The organism is Roseibacillus persicicus, assembly GCF_014651675.1.
Lineage (GTDB): Bacteria > Verrucomicrobiota > Verrucomicrobiia > Verrucomicrobiales > Akkermansiaceae > Roseibacillus > Roseibacillus persicicus.
Genome location: NZ_BMXI01000017.1, coordinates 101,588 through 121,045 on the forward strand (window position 1 = coordinate 101,588; position 19,458 = coordinate 121,045).

Annotated in this window: 19 protein-coding genes and 1 pseudogene; 16 read left to right on the forward strand and 4 right to left on the reverse strand. The window is 55.5% G+C overall.

The annotated features are described in order from the left end of the window. Nucleotides 1-20: 20 nt before the first annotated feature. From pstC to phoU, 4 genes are all read left to right on the forward strand, one after another. Nucleotides 21-1,988 (forward strand): phosphate ABC transporter permease subunit PstC, encoded by a 1,968-nt coding sequence (gene pstC / locus IE099_RS20875; protein ID WP_229809574.1) that lies wholly within the window; start codon nt 21-23, stop codon nt 1,986-1,988. Continuing rightward, a complete protein-coding gene (locus IE099_RS17630) occupies nt 1,985-3,628 on the forward strand; it encodes a PstA family ABC transporter permease (RefSeq protein ID WP_189572967.1) in 1,644 nt (547 codons plus the stop codon). Before pstC ends, IE099_RS17630 begins: the two co-directional genes overlap by 4 nt. A gap of 5 nt (nt 3,629-3,633) precedes the next feature. Further along, nucleotides 3,634-4,464, forward strand: a complete 831-nt coding sequence (gene pstB / locus IE099_RS17635) for a phosphate ABC transporter ATP-binding protein PstB (RefSeq protein WP_189572970.1) — start codon at nt 3,634-3,636, stop codon at nt 4,462-4,464. A gap of 84 nt (nt 4,465-4,548) precedes the next feature. Beyond that, complete coding sequence (phoU, locus tag IE099_RS17640) at nt 4,549-5,184, forward strand: phosphate signaling complex protein PhoU (RefSeq protein ID WP_189572973.1); 636 nt, start codon at nt 4,549-4,551, stop codon at nt 5,182-5,184. Here phoU and IE099_RS17645 read toward each other — a convergent pair. Then, nucleotides 5,181-6,080 (reverse strand): SGNH/GDSL hydrolase family protein, encoded by a 900-nt coding sequence (locus IE099_RS17645; protein ID WP_189572976.1) that lies wholly within the window; start codon nt 6,078-6,080, stop codon nt 5,181-5,183. The genes phoU and IE099_RS17645 overlap by 4 nt on opposite strands. A gap of 173 nt (nt 6,081-6,253) precedes the next feature. Here IE099_RS17645 and leuC point away from each other — a divergent pair, with 173 nt between their 5' ends. Then, on the forward strand, nt 6,254-7,657 hold the full coding sequence (leuC, locus tag IE099_RS17650; RefSeq protein ID WP_189572979.1) for a 3-isopropylmalate dehydratase large subunit: 1,404 nt from the start codon (nt 6,254-6,256) through the stop codon (nt 7,655-7,657). 60 nt (nt 7,658-7,717) lie between these two features. On the opposite strand, the pseudogene IE099_RS17655 reads toward leuC, so the two are convergent. Beyond that, nucleotides 7,718-8,053 (reverse strand): annotated as a pseudogene (locus tag IE099_RS17655) (peroxiredoxin family protein); the annotation flags it as partial. A 12-nt stretch (nt 8,054-8,065) separates the two neighbouring features. Beyond that, nucleotides 8,066-8,203 carry a hypothetical protein gene (locus IE099_RS17660; protein WP_189572985.1) on the reverse strand — a complete coding sequence of 46 codons (138 nt, stop codon included), beginning with the start codon at nt 8,201-8,203 and terminating at the stop codon, nt 8,066-8,068. Nucleotides 8,204-8,523: 320 nt separating this feature from the next. Between IE099_RS17660 and IE099_RS17665 the strand changes: the two genes are divergently transcribed. The 9 genes from IE099_RS17665 (at nt 8,524) to IE099_RS17705 (ending at nt 16,481) form a co-directional block, all read left to right on the forward strand. After that, the gene (locus IE099_RS17665) at nt 8,524-9,492 is read left to right on the forward strand and encodes a S1C family serine protease (RefSeq protein ID WP_189572988.1); all 969 of its coding nucleotides are present in this window, start codon (nt 8,524-8,526) and stop codon (nt 9,490-9,492) included. Next, nucleotides 9,485-10,561, forward strand: coding sequence for a PDZ domain-containing protein (locus IE099_RS17670; protein WP_189572990.1), 1,077 nt, complete (start codon nt 9,485-9,487; stop codon nt 10,559-10,561). The genes IE099_RS17665 and IE099_RS17670 overlap by 8 nt, the downstream gene beginning before the upstream one ends. A gap of 42 nt (nt 10,562-10,603) precedes the next feature. Next, a complete protein-coding gene (locus IE099_RS17675) occupies nt 10,604-11,170 on the forward strand; it encodes a pyroglutamyl-peptidase I (RefSeq protein ID WP_189572994.1) in 567 nt (188 codons plus the stop codon). Between the two features lie 60 nt (nt 11,171-11,230). Next, nucleotides 11,231-11,488 (forward strand): hypothetical protein, encoded by a 258-nt coding sequence (locus tag IE099_RS17680; RefSeq protein ID WP_189572997.1) that lies wholly within the window; start codon nt 11,231-11,233, stop codon nt 11,486-11,488. An 11-nt stretch (nt 11,489-11,499) separates the two neighbouring features. Next, nucleotides 11,500-12,735: an adenosylmethionine--8-amino-7-oxononanoate transaminase gene (gene bioA, locus IE099_RS17685; protein ID WP_189573000.1), complete on the forward strand. Its 1,236-nt coding sequence runs from the start codon at nt 11,500-11,502 to the stop codon at nt 12,733-12,735. A gap of 47 nt (nt 12,736-12,782) precedes the next feature. Beyond that, on the forward strand, nt 12,783-13,442 hold the full coding sequence (gene pdxH, locus IE099_RS17690) for a pyridoxamine 5'-phosphate oxidase (RefSeq protein WP_189573003.1): 660 nt from the start codon (nt 12,783-12,785) through the stop codon (nt 13,440-13,442). 608 nt (nt 13,443-14,050) lie between these two features. Further along, nucleotides 14,051-14,821: a hypothetical protein gene (locus tag IE099_RS17695; RefSeq protein WP_189573004.1), complete on the forward strand. Its 771-nt coding sequence runs from the start codon at nt 14,051-14,053 to the stop codon at nt 14,819-14,821. A 47-nt stretch (nt 14,822-14,868) separates the two neighbouring features. Beyond that, nucleotides 14,869-15,405 carry a hypothetical protein gene (locus tag IE099_RS17700; RefSeq protein WP_189573005.1) on the forward strand — a complete coding sequence of 179 codons (537 nt, stop codon included), beginning with the start codon at nt 14,869-14,871 and terminating at the stop codon, nt 15,403-15,405. Next, a complete protein-coding gene (locus IE099_RS17705; RefSeq protein WP_189573006.1) occupies nt 15,402-16,481 on the forward strand; it encodes a hypothetical protein in 1,080 nt (359 codons plus the stop codon). Before IE099_RS17700 ends, IE099_RS17705 begins: the two co-directional genes overlap by 4 nt. A 14-nt stretch (nt 16,482-16,495) precedes the next feature. Here the strand turns inward: IE099_RS17705 and rfbB are convergent, their stop codons facing one another. Then, nucleotides 16,496-17,491: a dTDP-glucose 4,6-dehydratase gene (gene rfbB, locus IE099_RS17710; protein WP_189573007.1), complete on the reverse strand. Its 996-nt coding sequence runs from the start codon at nt 17,489-17,491 to the stop codon at nt 16,496-16,498. Between the two features lie 170 nt (nt 17,492-17,661). Here rfbB and IE099_RS17715 point away from each other — a divergent pair, with 170 nt between their 5' ends. Continuing rightward, entirely contained in the window at nt 17,662-18,117 is a 456-nt protein-coding gene (locus IE099_RS17715; protein ID WP_189573009.1) for a CAP domain-containing protein, read from the forward strand. A 162-nt stretch (nt 18,118-18,279) separates the two neighbouring features. Beyond that, a complete protein-coding gene (locus IE099_RS17720) occupies nt 18,280-19,449 on the forward strand; it encodes a pyridoxal phosphate-dependent aminotransferase (protein ID WP_189573012.1) in 1,170 nt (389 codons plus the stop codon). The last annotated feature ends 9 nt before the right edge of the window (nt 19,450-19,458 follow it).

The window sequence follows — 19,458 nt, forward strand, 5'->3', positions numbered from 1 at the left end:
CAGACTACCTCAAGACTCCGATGTCAAAAACCACCGTGAATGGTGAGGCCAAGGCCTTCCGCAAAAAGGGGGGATTCAATATCCTGGGCAAGGGCCTGCAGGATTTGATTCGCTATTTTTTCGGCGGCAATGCCATGGTTGCCATTGTCGTTCTCGTCCTGATTTCGGCCTTCTTGGCCAAAGAGGCCTTTTTCTTTTTTCCCCGCCACTTGGAGGAGCTTCGCGCCTATCGGGAGACTGGGCAGGAGTATGTGGGCTACATGGATGCCGAACTGAAGGCGCATCGTAAAATCACCTCTCAGGTCACCCAGGCTTATAATTTACAGATTAGGGAAGCTGCGGGCGATGAGCTCGCGCTCTTGGAAGTGGCCCAGGAACTCAAGGGTATCATTCGTTCCGCTGCGGAGGATGAAGGTCGCGCATTGAAGGCTGCGGAAGAGAAAGCCGGAGTCTTGGAATTCGTGGGAGGAGAAGCCCTCGAGGTTGCGCTCGCTGATGTCGCAGCGAAGAGGTCGGCTTATAATGAGGCTCTTCAAAAGGCAGGGGAGGGCGTCTTTCTCGACAATTTGGAGCGCAGTGAGGTGAAGCCTTCTGCGGAAGATTTTGCCAAAGTGAAGCGCAGTGTGGTGCGCACTCTTTCAGGCGAGGAGTCGCCTTGGTTGACTGAGCTGGAAGCGAGTATTTCGGCCAAGCAAGCTGCAGCCGCCGCCAAGTATGGTGAATTTGGTGAAGCGGTGGAGAGCCTGGTAGCAGCGCAGAGTCCATTGGAGAATCTTTGGAGCGAGTTGCGCACGATTACTGCTGAGAACCGGAGTGCGGTCGAGAAGGCCCAAACCGCTCCTCGCCGAAAGAAGGCGTTGGAAGATGGAGCACGTCTCACCGATGACCCGACCAAAAAGGCTGAGATGTTGGCGCGAGCGGCGGCCGTGGATCTATCTGCTCCCAACCCAGAGGCCATGACCGAGGCGGTCTATGCCAAGCGTGACGAGCATCAGGCGATCCGCAAGCAGTTGTTTGCGGAGACGGAGAGCCTTTTGAAAAGCATCCCGCAAAAGGTTGCCTCCAAGCAGTCGAACGAGATTCTGGATGACCTGCCCAAGGTGGCGGAAAAGTTTGAGAAGCAATTTGCTCATCTCGGGAAGCAAGCGGCTGCTTGGTCGCATCAGGACAAGATTGGCATGTGGCACTCCGTCACGACCTTTTTCCTCGGGACCGAGTGGGTGACTAATTCGAGCTGGAACGATGTCTACGGCCTCATGCCATTGTTTTCGGGTTCTTGCATGATTGCCCTCATTGCCATTTTCATCGCGGTTCCGTTCTCAGTGGCGTCTGCGATTTACGTCAACCAAATCGCCGGACCTCGCGAGCAGAATCTGATTAAGCCGACCATCGAGTTCATTCAGGCGATTCCCTCCATTGTGTTGGGCTTCTTCGGTATAGTGGTGCTAGGGGACTTTTTGCGAGACGTCAGCCAGTGGGAGGTTCTCTCGTGGATTCCCGGTTTTCCCATGCAGGAGCGTCTCAACGCGCTCAACGCCGGGTTGCTCCTGGCCTTCATGTCCATCCCAACCATTTTCACCTTGGCGGAAGACGCACTGAACAATGTCCCCAAAGCCTATCGCGACGCCTCGCTGGCCTTGGGGAGCACCCGCTTGCAGACCATTCTCAAGGTGATTGTGCCCACTGCCTTGTCTGGCATTGTCGCGGCCGTTCTTCTCGGATTTGGCCGCATTATCGGAGAGACAATGGTCGTCCTGCTGGTGGCTGGTAACAAGATCGCGATGCCCGAATTCTCGGAAGGGCTCGGCATTCTCACCCAACCCACCCACACCATGACAGGAATCATCGCGCAGGAGACCGGTGAGGTGGAGCAGGGGTCCTTGCATTGGCGGGCGCTCTTTATGGTTGGGATGGTGCTTTTCACCATCTCTCTCGTTCTCAACTCGATCGCTCAGCAGGTCCTCAAACGCTACGGAAACAAGTCATGACGGAAGAACCCGATACCGCCCGGAACCCGGACGCCTCCAATCCCTTTTTGGCGCACAAAAGTTCTCTCCGAAAGGTTGAGTTCTTTCAGCGGCTTGTTCTGTGGTCTTCAACCTGGTTTGTCCTCCTCATCGCGGGCATCATCTTTGGCACCATCGCGGTGCGGGGAGTGCCCGTCCTGATGAAATATGGTTCCAGCTTCCTGACCGAAAGTCCGGAAACTCTCTTCGTCTTGAAGGTAGGGGCGGGGAAGACACTGCAAGTCCCCACGGAAGACTTTTCCCGGCTTGAGCGTTCCAATCCCCAAACTAATTTCAAGGACGTCCAAGAACTGGGAGTGGAGCGGGCACGCACTTCGTTCGTGGTTCCCGAGGGGAATTATCGTTTGAAGGTAGGCTTGGTTCGCGACTTGGAAGTTGTCACGGGAGCGAAATTCAAATTCTTGGAAAAGCACGAGAATGGCGAAGTCACCATTGAGGTCAAAAAGAAGCAGGCCGGCGTAATGGACACTCCTGAGTTCACCTCGTTCCAAGCGGAAGCTCCCGGGGTCACTCTGCAGAACCCCAAGCCCGTTACGGTTATCGATTCCCGCATGAGCTTTGCGTTAGGGGAAAAGGCCGCCTTGGAGATGCCATCTTCGACTGCTTTTACCATCAAGAAGCTCAACCCCGAAGCGCTCAAGGATGTTCATGAGGAGACTCACTCCTATTCCGCAGGCGGGGTATTGGGACCTTTGGTAGGGACCGCTTTGTTAGTCATTATTTGCATGGTAGTGGCTTTGTTCGTGGGGGTCGCGGCCAGTGTCTATCTCTGCGAGTATGCCAAGCAGGGCTCCTTCCTTAATATTGTGCGTCTTGCCATTCTCAACCTGGCGGGGGTGCCTTCCATTGTGTTTGGTCTCTTCGGCCTGATGCTCTTTGTATTTCTCGCGCCCAAGGTCACCAATGTGGTGGCTGTAAGGGATGCGATTCGAGTCCCTCTCTGGCCCTCCTTTTCCGAGCCCTCCGTGCGTCAACAAATCGAACGTGATATTCTCGTCGTCAAAGGGGAGCCGGTGAAGGAAGCGATTCGTCTTGCCAACTCGAGCCGCTCGAAGGCGGTCTGGAACGGTCGTTGGTATCTCAGCTTCGAGGGTTGGGGGACCTGCATGTTGGCGGGTGGTTTCACTCTCGCGGTCATGGTACTGCCGGTTATCATCACCGCATGCGAAGAATCGCTGCGAGCCGTTCCGAAAGGGTACCGGGAGGCTTCCCTTGCGCTGGGGGCCACGAAGTGGGAATCCATTCGCACCGCAGTCCTGCCCTACGCCATGCCGGGGATCCTGACGGCCTCGGTGTTGGGGATTACGCGGGTCGCGGGTGAAACCGCGCCCATCATGTTCACCGCAGCTCTCGCAGAGCGTTCCCTCCTGCCTTGGGAGGGCATCAACCGCTCGGGGTTGGGCTGGCTCTTTGATTTTCTTTCGCAATCGGTGCAAGCCCTGCCTTATCACATCTACACCGTCGCGGCGCGTATTCCGCAGTCGGAATACACGCGCCCGATGCAGGATGGCGCGGTGTTGGTCTTTATGTTGTTTGTGATGTCCTTCGCCGGCCTTTCAGTATGGTTGCGGGTCCGGATGCGTAAAAAATTGAAATGGTAATCGAGATGAATCAAGAAACCGCCACTTTGGGAAAAGAAACTCCGGACGAGCCGGTGATCGGTCGGATCAAGGGGAAGACCATGATCGAATGCAATGACGTCAGCTTCAGCTACGACAACGGCAAAACCAACACCCTGGACCACATCTCCCTCGATATCCCCGAAAAACAGGTGACCGCCTTTATCGGACCGTCTGGCTGCGGTAAGTCAACCTTCCTGCGTTGCTTCAATCGCATGAACGACCTCATCGATAGCGCCAGAATTACCAGTGGGTCGATCAATATTATGGGGCAGGATATTCATGCTCCCGAGGTCGACGTGATTGAATTGCGCAAGCAGGTGGGGATGGTCTTTCAGAAGTATAATCCCTTTCCCAAATCCATTTACGAAAACGTCTCCTATGGACCTCGCATCCAAGGCGTGCGGGATAAAAAGGAGCTGGATGCCATCGTTGAGAGAAGCCTGAAAGGGGCGGCGCTGTGGGACGAGGTGAAGGACAGGCTGAACTCCAGCGCGTTTGGTCTCTCTGGTGGACAGCAGCAACGTCTTTGTATTGCGCGAGCGATCGCGGTGCAACCTCACGTGATCCTGATGGATGAACCCTGTTCTGCTCTGGACCCAATCGCCACGGCCAAAGTGGAAGAGCTCATCATGGAATTACGGGAGAAATATACCATCGTGATCGTGACCCATAGTATGCAACAGGCATCCCGAATCTCGGACAACACGGCCTTCTTCTATCTCGGTAAGCTCATTGAATACGATACCACGAAGACTCTCTTCAGCACTCCGAGCCAGAAGCAGACCGAGGACTACATCAGTGGTCGCTTCGGATAAATGGTTTCGCGGTTGGCAAGCCATGTTATAGTGAAAGCCTCGCCTGTGTATTAACCCCCTTAGATAAATTCTTTTTTTAAGCCCATGCCCGGAAAACATATTTTAGCTAGCTTCGACGAAGCCCTCACCGGCTTAAAGGAAGACGTCCTGGAACTCGGAGTTCTCTGCCGATCCAATTTGAGTATTTCCATCAATGCCTTGTTGAAGCGGGAATTGGATCAGGTGGCGCAGGTTCTCTCTGTGCAGGATGATATGATTTCGCTGGCGACTCGCATCGACGAGGATGCCATGAATCTCATCGTCCGTTTCCAGCCGGTGGCCTCGGACTTGCGCTTTGTCCTTCACTCCATGAAGGTGGCGGCCAATCTGGACAGAATCGCGAGCCATGTGGTGAAAATTGCGAAACGAACTCCCAAGATCCTGGCCATTGCCGAGGTGGTGGAGGTCAATTTGCTGGAACCTCTCTATTTGCGGGCTGACCAAGCTCTGGGCCAATCCATCGTGGCTTATAGCGACAACAATCCCGAAGCGGTGTCCGAGCTGAGTGAGGAGGATAACGAGATCGACAAGCTCTACAAAAAGGCGCGCAAGACCTACACTTCAGCGATTGAGGATAGCCCGGAGCACTACAAGGAGCTCATTCATCTCATGTTTGTAGCGCGGTCTCTCGAGCGAATCGGCGACCACGCGGTCCATATCGCGGAGATTCTGGTCGACTAGCGACGTCGCACGAGGAGGAACAGGCCGCTGCTGGCAATGAGGAGAACGGAGCTCGGCTCTGGAACCGCGGTCAAGGCCAGGACCTCATCTGCGATGGCCTGATGCGCGGATTCGGTGGGGTGAAATTCATCCCAGAAAAAGTATTCATCCGGGTCCGCTCCCGGGACAGACTCCGCGGGATCCGTGAGGTTGGTGAGTCCGTAGCCGCTCGGATTGTTGAAGCGATCCAGGAACGGGGTGTTGATATCCAGCAGTTGGACGTTGGGGTCATTCAAGTTGCTGAGCGCGGTAGCCAAGCCGGTGTTCCAAATGTCCGTCAAACTCGAGACGGCGTTGAGCGCGGCCGCATTGCCTGCAAAGTTATTGATAATGAGGGGGGTGAGGCTCACGTCAGGAGCATTGGCCACCAGAATCCGTTCCGCACCCAGACCCTGCAAGGTATTCACGGCTTGGACCAGATTGTTCACTCCTCCGAGGATGGAGGGGAGCGCGCTGGCGGGGGCCTCGGTTGAGATCCGGGCGATGTCATTCCCGCCGAAGAAGAGAACGTAGAGCGCGTCCGGGTCGGCGGCGGCCCCTGCGAGATTCACCTCGAATTGGGAAAGCTGGTTGGGAAGACCGGTGAGAGGAATCAGTCCGCGATCAGTCTGCGCTCCACCGACGGCGTAGTTGGTGCCGCCTTCCAAGGAGGGAATCATCGGCACGCCCAGGCGCTCGTTCCAGACTGGCCCATTGGAGTAGCGGGCCGGTTGCTCAGGGATGATGGGCACGGCTTCGGAGATGAAGCGCGCATTGCCAACATCGGAGAGGCTGTCGCCGAAGACGTAAACTGCCGACAGGGCACCGAACGAGAGGGAGGAGCTAGCCAGAAGAATGAAAAGCGAACGAGCAATCATGGTAAGCTATCCTGTCTGCCTGAATCTCTGCTGTCAAATCGAAGCGGAATTTGTCCCAAAGAATAGTCTCCGGCCCATTACAGTAAGGAAAACCGACTTCCCGCGAGGGAGAACTTGAATATTCCGTCCCAGTCGTACACAGTCCCGCCCCCGCGTGAAGCGGTTCGAAGAAGATGGCGAAAACCTTGTATCAAAAAGTTTGGGATGCTCACACCGTGGGCAAGTTGGGTGACGGACGGACTCAGTTGTTCATTGGCACCCACCTCATTCACGAGGTGACCTCTCCGCAAGCCTTTGGAATGCTCCGTGACCTCAATCTGAAGGTGAAATATCCTCAGCGGACCTTCGCAACCATCGATCACATCGTCCCGACCGAGAATCAGGACCAGCCCGCCGACCCGTTGGCCGCTGACATGATCAACGCCATTCGCTCCAACTGCGATGATTTTGGCGTGACTTACTTCGACCTCAAGTCCGGCAAACAGGGCATCGTGCACGTGGTGGGACCCGAACAGGGAATCACCCAACCGGGAACGACCATTGCCTGCGGAGACTCTCACACTGCAACTCATGGTGCCTTCGGCGCGATTGCTTTTGGAATCGGAACCACTCAGGTGCGTGACGTGCTCGCGACCCAGACTTTGGCCATGGAATCCCTCAAGGTGCGGCGCATTGAGGTCAATGGGGAGTTGCCTCCGGGGGTTTACGCCAAGGACGTCACTCTTCACATCATCAAGCTTCTCGGAGCCAAGGGTGGGATTGGGTATGCCTACGAATACGCTGGTTCGACTTTCGACAACTTCACGATGGAGGAGCGCATGACGGTCTGCAACATGGCGATCGAAGGGGGAGCTCGCTGTGGCTATGTGAATCCGGATGAAAAAACCTTCGAGTTCCTCAAAGGCAAGCCCTACGCACCGAGTGAGGACCAATGGGACGAGGCTGTGGCCCGCTGGAAGTCCTTCGCTTCCGACCCCGATGCCGAGTATGACGACCTCGTTGTAATCGATGCTGCCGACATCGCGCCAACGGTGACATGGGGGATTTCGCCCGACCACGCTCTTTTCGTGTCTGAGAATGTTCCGGATCGCAATGGCGAGACTGCGGAAGCGCTCGATTACATGAAGCTCGAGCCAGGTTCTCCCATCAAAGGCACCAAGATTGATGTCGCCTTCATGGGTTCCTGCACCAACGGGCGCCTTTCTGATTTTCGCGAGGCGGCCAAGTATCTTAAGGGCCGCAAGGTCGCTGCCGGGGTCAAGGCGATCGCAGTCCCTGGTTCGCAGATCACGGCAGTTCTCTGTAAGCAGGAAGGAATCGATAAGATCTTCGAAGAGGCTGGATTCGAGTGGCGGGAAGCCGGGTGCTCGATGTGCCTTGCAATGAACCCCGACAAGTTGGTCGGGGACCAGCTCTGCGCTTCTTCCAGCAACCGAAACTTTAAAGGCCGTCAGGGCTCGCCGGTAGGTCGGACGATTTTGATGTCGCCAGTGATGGTGGCGGCAGCGGCAATCGAAGGACATGTCGCCGACGCGCGCGAGACCTTCAGCTTTCAAGAGCAGGCTGCAGTCGCTTAAGCGTCGTCAGACGGAGTTCCCGCTGAGGCTGCCTCCCCCCGGTGGCAGCCTGGGTAAGGGTTATTCTTTGAGGCGGAATTTCATGAGGTTGAGTGAATCCTCGACCTCCAGTCGTCCGATGGCGCCTGTGCTGTAGACTGCGATATCAACTGTCTGGTCCGGCCTCAAAATAAAGCCGGTGGCGTGAAGGTAGCGGTCGTCGTCGTCATCGGCGAAAAAGGCTCCGGTGAGTTCGGCGAATGCCGCCGGATCGATCCCGTAGGCCACGGGATAGCTCAACCCGAGTTTGGCGATGGTCTCTTCCGCTTCTTCCTTCGTTTCCGAGGAAGCAGCGATGACGTCGATGCCCCGTTTGGAAAACTCCGCTAGGTGTTCCTGATAGTCAGCCAACTGCTGACGACAGAATGGTCACCAGTTTCCGCGATAGAGCAAAAAGAGTGTCCAGTTGCCGGTGGGAACGGCCAAGGTGCTTCCATCGGTCAGGGTGAGAGCGAGCTCGGGGAAGGGAGCTCCGGTATCTAGCTTCTGAGTTTGGGTCTGGGGCATTGTTTTGTAGGGTTGGTTAATTGTTTGAGTTTTGACCTCTCGATTCCCGAGAGGACCAGGGGATGTCAGTGGGGTTCTTGGCTCCTCATCTGACGTAGTACCCCTCGCGTGGGAGAGCGAACTGTCAAATAACGAGTCTTTCGAGTCCCGCGGGATTTGTTTTGAGGGGGGCGAATCGAGCTTGGTTTTCGGCTGGGCCTCTTCATTTACAAGGTGAAGAAGCCAAGGGATGAGGGCAAAATTTCCAAGCTTGTCGATTGAATCGGTCTGAAATCTGCGTAGATTGGTCTATTAATATGAAGTATTTAGGGTCCCTGGCCATGCTTGGCACACTGTTCGGGTTCGGAAGTCTCTCCGTATCTGGGGCGGACCGCCATTATTTCAATGACTTGGACGCTCCTGAGTCGGTGGAGGATCTGGTCAATATCGAGACTGCCCTCAAATCGGTCCTTCCATCCACTCGCGCCGCTACGGTTTGCCTGGAATTAGGTGAGGAAAAGGGTTCTGGAAGTGGGGTGATCGTCAGTCCCGATGGATTGATTCTTACCGCAGCGCACGTGAGCGGAGGAGTGAACCGCACCATCGAGGCGGTGATGGAGGACGGCACGCGTTATCCGGTGCGGACTTTGGGCCTGATTTCAAATACCGACGCCGCGATGGCCCAAATCGAGGGGGAGGGGCCCTTTCCCTACGTGGAAGTGGATCGCGAGAATGAAACGATGTTAGGCGATTGGGTGATGGCACTGGGACATTCCGGCGGCTTCGACCTTGAGCGCGGGGTCGTTGTTCGACTCGGTCGGGTGGTGCGGATGGCGCAAAGAACTTGGCAGACTGACGGCACCTTGATCGGAGGTGACTCGGGCGGTCCTCTCTTCGACTTGCAGGGGCGCCTGATCGGGATTCACAGCCGGGTTGGCAAGGTGAAGCTCGAGAACCTGCACGTGCCAATGAGTGATTTCGTCGAAAACTGGGATCGAATGCTGAATGAAGAGTTCGTCGGAGACGGTCCGTTTGCGACGCGTTTGCCGGGATATCTGGGAGTTCAGTTGGAGAAAGACGAGGAGTCAGGCGAAGTGTCCATCGCAGAAGTGATGGCAGACGAAGCGGCCGAGAAGGCTGGTTTGCAAAAAGGCGATATCTTGTTGAAGGTTGGCGAGGAGGGCTTCGAGGATGTCGAAGGTCTTCAAGGTCTTTTGAAGGAAAAATCAGAAGGGGATGTCATTTCGCTGACCTATCGCCGGGATGATGAGGAGCAAACTGTGGAATTGAAATTAGGTGGACGTGAGTAAATTGATACTTTGTGGCATGGGGGCGATGCTGTTCGCCCCAATCGTGGCTGGGCAGAGCTTGGAGAGTGAGTTCCGTAAGGAAGGCACCCGCGTGCGGGCAGCTTACGATGAATTGACGGAGATTTTCCAAGCCAGCAGTGCGGTGGTCTACGATGATTGGAAGAAGGACGGCTACGGCGTGGTGGTGAGCTCCGATGGGCAAGTGCTGGTGAAAGCAAGCGAGCTGCCCGCGCTGGAGACCCTTTCACTTCGGATTGGGAGGAAAAAATACAGCGAGGTGGAGGTCTTGGCCACGAGTGCGGATTGGGACGTGAGTCTACTGAAGGTTGATGCCGAGGGGCTGACCGCGATTGAATTCTCGGAAAGCGAGCCCGGACACGGCTCGATTGTCTTGTCCAATGGGGCGACTTCGAATCTCAAGCGGCGTGCTCAGATGGGGGTCATTGCGGCGAACGCCCGTGAAGTGGGTGAAGGCCAGTTGGCGGTTCTGGGGATTCAGATGGATGGCTCTGTAGAGGGGGAAGTGAAAGTGGGTGGAATCAGTCCACAAAGCGGAGCAAAGGATGCTGGAATGGAGAAAGGCGATCAGATTCTCTCCATCGAAGGGGAAGCGGTCGCGAAAAACGAGGAAGTGGCGGAGTTGCTCAGAGGGCGCAAGCCAGGGGAGATGATCAAGATTTTAGTTCGGCGAGAAGCCAAGCAGGAAAAGCCTCTGGAGGTGGAAGACCCTTTCGCCCACTTGGCGGAGTTCGAGCCGAGCTTCGAAGAATTGGAATTCGAAGTGGAGCTACGCGAACGCCAGATTGTTTTTCCCGAGCAATTCACCCGCAACGATATGATGAGCGGCAAGTTCTCCGAGCGTCGCACGAATTTTCCCCGCATTCTGCAGCACGATACCTCATTGGCGGATCGCACTACGGGAGGTCCTCTCCTGACCTTGGATGGCAAGTGCGTCGGAATGAATATCGCTTATGTGAGCCGCGAGTGTTCTTACGCGATTCCCGCAAAGGAGCTGCAGGAATTGCTCGGGCAGCTCCGCGCGGAGGCAGGCATGGTGCCGGCGGAGTGAGATTGGAAGCCTTCAAGAGGGAATAACCCGCTAGCCAATGATATGATCTTGATGACGGGTTTCCTTCCCTTTCGGGGAAGGAGCGAGAACGGTTCCCAGCTGATTGCGGAGAGCTTTCGGGAGGAAAGGATTGATGGGGAGGCCGTCGAGGTCGAGATTTTGCCTGTTTTGTGGCATGGTCACCAGGAGCGGCTGCAGTCGGCGGTGAAACGTTGCCGTCCGGATTTGATTCTGAGCCTGGGCGAAGGCTCCGCAGACTGGTCCCGCTTCGAGCGTCTGGCTGTCAATGAGGCGGCTGGCCCCGACGAAGAGGGAAGGCCGCCGCTATCGCTCAAACTGGATCCGGAAGGTCCGGAGGAGCGCAGGAGCTCGTTTCCATTCCATCCGTCCGATTTTCCGCAATCCAGGTGGCCAATCCGGGAGTCGGAGGACGCGGGACTCTATCTTTGCAACGCAACGTTTTTCCACAGTCTGGGAACCGGCATTCCCAGTGTCTTTCTCCACCTTCCCATCTTGGGGGAGAATGAAAAGGGAGAGTATTTGGAGGAATTGCGGCAATTGGTGGCGACAGTGGTGAGGCAAAGCCGGGTCGGGGAGCAACTGGCCTGAGGACGGTGTTGACCAGCATCCGCACTTGCCCGCAGGGGGGAGATTGGCGATGGTCGCGCCATGCGTGATCACACTTGGCGGGAAAAAGATGAGGAAGGGCTGACCTTTTACAAGGCGACCCATCATGGCGGCCGCTGGACCATGGCGAGTCAGCGCAAGGGCGACGATGAGTGGACTCGCTACGACCCGATTCCGGAGGAGCTCTTGGAAAAGCTGCGCGACGTCGTCTTTAACAAATACCAGCGCGGCCGCTGTGGCTGGAAGTTGGTGGCCGGGGTGGACAAGCTCTTGGGACGGGATTCCGTGGAGCCCAAGTAGGAACGCGTTCGATGAACAGTGAGACTCGCCAGTGGCTGGAGGCCGATTGGGACTTCGGCTGGCACCCCTTTACCGACCAATCACAGTGGGAGCAGTCCGAGGTTCCGGTCATAGTGAGAGGAAAAGGGGTCTATCTCTACGATTCTGAGGGAAAGCGGTATTTCGACGGCAATTCCAGTATTTGGACCAATATTCATGGCCACAGTCATCCTGCTCTAGTCGCTGCAATTCAGAAGCAGTCCGAGGAACTTTGCCACAGTTCATATCTGGGGCTGGCCAATGCTCCGGCCAGTGAGCTGGGGAGACGGTTGTGTGGCGCAGCAGGGATGGACCGGTGTTTCTTCTCGGATAATGGCAGCACGGCAATTGAGGCGGCCCTGCGAATGGAGCTGCAGTGGCGTTATCAGCGGGGAGAGACAGGTAGACGTGGCTTTGTCGCTTTCGAGAACGGGTATCATGGCGACACTCTGGGTGCAGCGAGTCTGGGCGGGGTCGGCCGCTTCTTTGCTAGCATCGCCGGGATGGGACCGGATTTGACCCTAGCCCGCGATTTGGTTGAGCTGGAGGCGCTCGATCCGGAGCGAATTGCGGCCGTGGTGATTGAGCCGCTGATTCAGGGAGTGAACGAGATGCGGCCTTGGCCTCCGGGGATGCTGCGCAAACTCAGGGAGTGGTGCGGCCGAACGGGTGTTCATCTCATTCTTGATGAGGTCATGACTGGCTTCGGCCGCACGGGAGAGCTTTTCGCCTGTCAGAGGGAAGAAGTCCGGCCGGACTACCTGTGCCTTGCGAAAGGACTGACCGGAGGATGCCTGCCCTTGGCTGCCACTCTCACCACGGCTGAAATCTATGAGGATTTCAAGGGGCCGGGGCGGACTTTCTATTATGGGCACAGTTACACGGCCAATCCACTGGGCTGCGCGGTGGCGCTGGCGAGTCTGGACCTGTGTGAACACCAGAGCTTCTTGGAGCGCATTCGCAAGGGGGCGGAAGTGATGGGGGAGACGCTGGCCCAGCTCGACGAGCTATCCCTGGTGAAGGAAACCCGACGCTGTGGAATGGTGGCGGGGGTGGAATTGGTGGGAGACCGTCAGGGCGCGAAGGGGAAAGAAGCATGCCTGCGATTGCGAGGCTTGGGGCTACTGACCCGACCAATTCTCGACACCGTGGTTTGGATGCCTCCGCTGGCAAGTTCGGAAGAGGAGCTGCGGGAGATGGGGGAACTCTTTGTGCAGGCTCTCCAGTAAGCGCAGGAAAAACTTGCGAACCGCGGGGAAGAGTCTTTTTTGAGGGCATGAATCGCGAGGAAACCGATATCGCAGCTCTTCGGCAGAATTATACCAGGGGCGGGATTGACCGCGAGGACCTCCTCCCTGATCCCATCGCCCAGTTCCGGATTTGGATGGAAGAGTCGGTTGCGGCAGGTCTGCTCGAGCCCAATGCCATGTCCCTCGCAACGGTTTCCGCCGATGGGCTTCCTTCCATCAGAACGGTATTGCTGAAGGGACTGGATGAGCGGGGCTTTCGTTTCTTCACCAATTATCGTTCCCAAAAGGGCCGCGATCTGGCTGAAACTGGGAACGCGGCAGTCTCCTTTCTTTGGAAAGAGCTAGAGCGGCAGGTCAATATCCAGGGCCGAGTTCGCAAGATTTCCCGCGAGGAGAGCGAACTCTACTTCCGCAGCCGTCCCTACGCATCACAAATTGGAGCTTGGGTCTCCGAGGTTCAATCAGGTGAAATCCCGAGCCGTTGTTACCTTGAGGAAAGGGAAGATCTGCTCCGGACCCAGTTCCCCGAAGATTCCGTGGTGCCACTGCCTGAATTCTGGGGAGGTTATCTCCTGGAGCCTGTCTCGCTGGAGTTCTGGCAAGGGAGAGAATCACGGCTTCACGACCGTCTGCGTTATCAAAAAGCCTCTGACGGACTCTGGAAGGTCGCGCGATTGAGCTCCTAGCGATAGGGCGGGGCAAGGCTGTGACCAAAGATCCATTTTATAAAAACCACCGAGATTGGCGCTCTCGGCAGAGGAAAACAGCGTAGTTATCAGGTTTGAACGCCTCCACCGGGCCATTTGTCCCTATTTGCTGATGCGGGCGTGGCGGCAAATCGATAAGTGAGATCTCCTGTCCTCGCTGATTCAGAAGGAGCTACCCGTCCTTTTCGAAGTGGCAGGACCATTGCCTCGAGGTGTCATGATGCCTTGATTTTCAATGGAAAAACGGCACTGAGCGCGCTCTAATTCTTTTTTCAGACCCCGAAGAACAAATCTACCAAGCCTTGGTTCGCAGTTTTGTTGGTTATTAGTCTTATGAAAATAAGGGTTTATAGCTGGGTTTTTAGAAACAATTAGGTCCTCAAATAGCACGGAAAACCTGATTTGCTGCATGTTCTTAAATTTAACTTAATTATTAAGTTTGATTAAATTTTAAAATCTTTGAGTATTTTAGCCTTAATATTCAAGGGGTTACGAATTCTTGCGAAGTTGTTTTTTAATTTTTATAAAATGAGGTTGAGGAAAAGTGCGGGTGTTTTTACAAAGTCGGCGTTCCTACCCCACCTAATATGAAAACACTAATTAACACCGTTTGCGCGTCGCTTCTCCTGTTCGGAGCAATGGCACAGGGAAGCAGTCAGCCTACCGGCTTTCTTGATGCTTCTTCTCTCCTTGTGAGGGCTTCCAGTAAAGTCGGTCTCACTTGGGAAGTAAATTACCCCCAGCCCGAGATCATCGACGAAATCATCGAAATCGATCCCGAGGACGATACTGTAACCACTCGCGTTGAAACCAATGTGACCGTTCGCCTTCTCGGCGCGGGTTACGCCAACTCCTACGGTCAGTATGGTTGGCAGGAGAGCTGGTCGAAGTTCTCGGACGAAGCGATTGCGACTCCGTTCTTCGTCGGCACCGGCGACACGATCAACCCACAGAAGATTCTGAAGAATCGTAACGTTGATGAAGACATCGAGCTCAACTTCGGTTTCCGCGGTTGTGTCTACGCTATCGCAAGCACTCCTTGGTATAAGCGCACTTGGAATGACTGGCGCATGATGGGAACTGGTCACGGTGGAATTCTGATTCTTAAGAACGGAGACCCTGCACCCCAGTTCACTCCCGAGCAGCCCAACCAGACTTCGGCGAAGACTTTCTTGAAGCCTTACCTCACCTCCAATGGCGAGAATATCAGCATCGGAACTCGCGACGTAATCATCTTGGTTGACCTGAACAAAGATTCGGCTGCAGCTGGCGCTGACTACCAGGACCTCGTGATTCTCATGACCTTCAAGGAGACTGAGGAGCTTGATGATGAGGACGACGATGACGACGACGATTAATTTCTGGTTAATCTAATTGTGTCATGATATTATAGTCTTCCGAAACAATGAATACTGTCACGCTCATTCCCCAAGGCAAGTTTCTTGCCTTTAGCTTCCTCGCCTCGGCATCCCTCATGTCCGCGGAGATTACCAAAGCGGCCACTGGTGCCGAAATCGAGGCTCAGCGTCGCCAGCTTCAATCTGTCTACGAAGACTCGGGCGCAGCCCAAGTTGAAGGAGAAGTTAAGATTGACGTCAAGAAGCCCAGCCTGCTTGCAAGTTCTGAATTCCTGGTGGGGCCGCATGGGTTCACACTGGTTCCGAAAGGAGCGGTGATTGCAACCGGGCGTGCTGTCGCAGTCGAAAGTGTCGCGCCAAAGGGAGCCAAGCTTCTGAATTGGAGTGATTTCCTTCAGCGGCATCGGGGTGGTTTGCGACTGCTTCCCGTCACGGACAACCAGTGGACGGGCAAAGAGTCGCTCGACCCCTTGTTGACGAGGATCGAAGCCGCCGAAAAGAGTGGATACACCACCTTGACCTCCCTCAATGGCGAGCCGGTCAGTCTCCCGAAAATTCAAAAACTTTTAGAATCAAAAGAATGAAATCATTTTTCAGTTTCAGCCCGGCACCCTTGTTGTGCGGGCTGCTCTTCTCCGCTACCAATTTGGCGTCCGCTGATTTGTGGATGACCTCCCTGGTGCAGAAGCAGCTGGATGGTAGCGGTACTTTTCAAACCTACGTCGACGCCAAGGGTGAAGGCGTTTCGGTTGCCGCGGTGCCCGAAGGCGGGTCTGAATTCTTCCTCTGGGCCATCAAATACGCTGATTCCGGGATGGAAGAGACTTTGGTTGATTCCGAAGTAGTCGGCGCCTATATGCCGGAAGGAACGCTCAAAATCCGAACCGATGACCCTTACAACGGGCCTATTCCACGGACTCGGATCGATCAGGGTTTCAAGGTTAGATACACAGTCGATGGCTTGGTGAGTGGCAATGATGCTCCCGAAGCGGCTCGGCAAGTGCTTCTTGACCATGACGTGGCGGCCTACGAGCCCATTACGAATGAAGGACTGCTCAGCATGATTGGTTCAATCGTTCAGGGCCTTTTCGAGAATCTTCTTCCCGCAGTGGACTTTGATCAGCGAATGATCACTAAGAACGGCAAAAAGAACCTGAAGTTCAATGTCGCGAACATTCCTGGAAATGATGTCTATTCGGATGCAGGGGTGGAGACCTTCCGTCTCTACGCTTTGCCTGATGGACAAGTAGCCCAAATGTTGCTCGACGAAGCGCAGATTCAAGTCTGGCCAATGTCCAAAGGGACGATCACTGGTTTGACCGACCAAGGAAGCTACAGCAGCATTCCCGAGGTTCGAGTTGCTCTGACCAATCTCTATCCGGACAGCACCACCTGGGTGCAGGTTTACAAAGGCGAATCCAAGCCGGGTAAAGTGGGAACCGACGTCACCGAGGCTCACCTGGTTGTCGACGATGTCATTCCCCGGGCGGTAGGCGAGCTTGTTTTCCGTGATTTGCAACAATACTTCACTGACGAAGGGCCTTGGACTCTGGAGGTTCTATCAGAGACTCCTTTTGGAACCGAGATTCTTGATTCGGTGGAGATTAATATCGCCAGTGGTCTCAAGCTCCGCGGCTCCTTCAACAGCCTGTCCGAGTAGAATTAATTTTTAAGTCAAAGCGAGGAATCGTCGCGCAGGTCAACCGACAGAGCGCGAACGGTTTCGGGAAAAGCTTCTCGAAAGTCGATGGTGGGTTGCCAACCAAACCACATCATCGACTTTTCTGTGTCCAGTGCGTAGCGCTCGTCGTGCCCGGGTCTGTCGCCCACATGCTCGATGAGGGTGTGGGGCTTGCGGAGAGCATCCAGAATCGAACGCGCCATCCCGAGGTTGGTGCGTTCGCGGTGGCCTGCGAAGTGATAGATCTGGCCGCTTTTGCCGCGCCGCCACGCCGCGATGAGACCCATGCAATGGTCATCGACGTGGATCCAATCCCGGATCTGAAGACCGTTGCCATAGATGGGCAGCTTCTCGTCTCGCAGAGCTCTTTGGATCAGAAGGGGGACGAGCTTTTCGGGGTGCTGGCGAGGTCCGTAGTTGTTCGTGCAGCGGGTAATGACGACCTCGGTGCCGTGGGTGCGGTGGGCTGCCAGACAAAGTAAGTCGGCCGATGCCTTGGAGGCCGCGTAGGGTGAGCTGGGATGGAGAGGGTGATCTTCCTTTGCCTTTTCTGGTGATGGGATGGGGCCGTAGACCTCGTCAGTGGAGCAGTGTAGCAGCGGGGTGCCATGCTCGCGGGCAGCGTCCAGTAGAACGGAAGTGCCCAGGACATTGGTCTGGACAAAATCGCCGGCCCTCTCAATCGAGCGATCCACATGGGACTCCGCTGCCAAATGCAGAATTCCGGTAAAGGAGTGCTCCGCAAAGAGCCGCTTGACCAGCTCCGCATCGCAGACGTCGCCTTGCACGAAGTGACAACGTGGATCTTGCTCCGGTAGCATCAGGTTGTCGCGGCGCCCAGCGTAGGTCAGCTTGTCGAGGATGACGAGATTCTCGAGTTCGCTTTCTTTCAAGAGGTGGCGGGCCAGGCTGGAGCCGACGAAGCCAGCTCCGCCGGTGAGTAGGATGGACTTGAGGTTTCGCATGAAGCTGGGGAGAGGGTAGAGCATCCGCCGGAGGGAGATAGTTTCCTTTTTCGAAAAATGCGGCATAGAGCGCCTTTCCCGTATTCCTGCGAAGCCTGTTTCTCCGGTGCATGGGCTGCTTTCTCTTTGAGAGGATGAAGGCGCTTCGAAGAGAGAACTTGTGATCCTGGCCGGGGATTCCTAGTTTGGTGGAAATGAAAATATTGTTCTCTCTCGGGATGCTTTCCCTCGCGTTTCTTTTGACCTCCTGTGGAACGAAAACGGTTCCGGTTGCACGGCTGGGGGCCTCCGAGCAGAGCCTTCTCACGGCTATCAACCAGTATCGCAAAGAATTGGGAAAAAGCGCGCTCGAGCCCTCCGCAGACCTCACCGACCTGGCTCACAAGGATGCCTTGCGACGGGTCACTACCGGGGGAGGCTATGTGGACCACCGACAGGAAACTGGCTATGAGCGGATGCTGACTTTGGCAGGTAAGGTGCAGGGCGGGGAGGACTATGGGAGCCGCTTGTTAGAGCATTGGAAAAAGAATCCGGTGCAGCGGGCCTGGCTCGAGGGCAACTACGCGGGGGTAGGGGTTGGCACGGCCGCAGCTACTTCGGGTGCGGAAACCGGGGTGGTTCTGTTGGGTGGCTTTTCGGGTGGGATTTAGAAAAGAATGCGCAACTTCTCGCCTGGATTTTCCCCATTTGTCTTGCAAGATTTCGGTCTCCCGTTCAGAAGAGCGGCGCTCCATACGGACGCGTTCTGACAAGCAGGCGACTCCCCGGATGGAGTGAACCTTTAGCGACCCTTTTTGGGCAACTGGCAGAACATGGATAGTCTTTCAAAACGAGTACAGGCGGTCACCCCTTCGGTGACTTTGGCGGTCACCAATCAGGCGAAAGCTTTGATTGCCCAAGGAGAAGAAGTATACGGCCTCGCAGGTGGCGAGCCGGAGATGGACACTCCCAATCACATCAAGGCCGCGGCAATCACCGCCCTACAGGACGGGAAGACCAAATACACTCCTGCTGCTGGTATCCCCGAGCTCCGCGAGGCAATTGCCAAGAAGCTCCTGACCGAGAATCAGATCGAAGTCGAAACCAAGGGCGTCTGCGTCACTAGCGGCGGCAAGCAAGCGTGCTTCAATGCCATTCTCGCAGTGGTCGAAGAGGGGGACGAGGTCATCATCCCTTCTCCCTACTGGGTAAGCTACCCCGAGATGGTCCGTCTGGCTGGCGGAGTGCCCGTGATGATCGAGACTTCTGCTGCCAACGGCTGGAAAATCACCGCCGAACAATTCGAGGAGGCCATGACCCCGGCCACCAAGATGATTATCCTCAATTCTCCCGGCAATCCGACCGGAACGATTTACACCGAAGACGAGCTCAAGGCGATTGGCGAAATTGCTTCCTATGAGGACATTATCATCATGTCCGACGAGATTTATGAGAAGCTCGTTTATGGCGACAAGAAGCATGTGAGCATCGCTTCCATCAGCGAAGAGTTGTCGCAGTTGTCCGTCGTTGTGGGTGGATTCTCCAAAGCCTATTCCATGACTGGATGGCGCCTCGGTTACACCGCGACCGCCAATGCTGCTATCGCGCAGGCTCTTTCCAAGATCCAAGGGCATACCACCTCCAATGCGACCACCTTCGCTCAATACGGAGCTTTGGCCGCTTTGGAAGGTCCTCAGGACTTCATCGAAGACATGCGCCAAGAATATGATGTTCGCCGTCAATTTGTAGCCGGTCGTCTCAAGAGCATTTCCAACATCTCGTTCGTCGAGCCCGAGGGCGCTTTCTACTACTTCGTCGATTGCACCGACATGGGTCTCAAGTCCCAGAATCTCTGCGACAAGCTGCTCAACCGCTACAAGGTCGCGATGGTTCCTGGCATTGCCTTTGGCCACGATGCCTCCGTTCGCTTGAGCTACTGCACCACCCTCGATGTGTTGGCAGAAGGCTTGAGCCGTTTCGAAGAGTTCTGCGATAGCCACTAAAAATTTGTT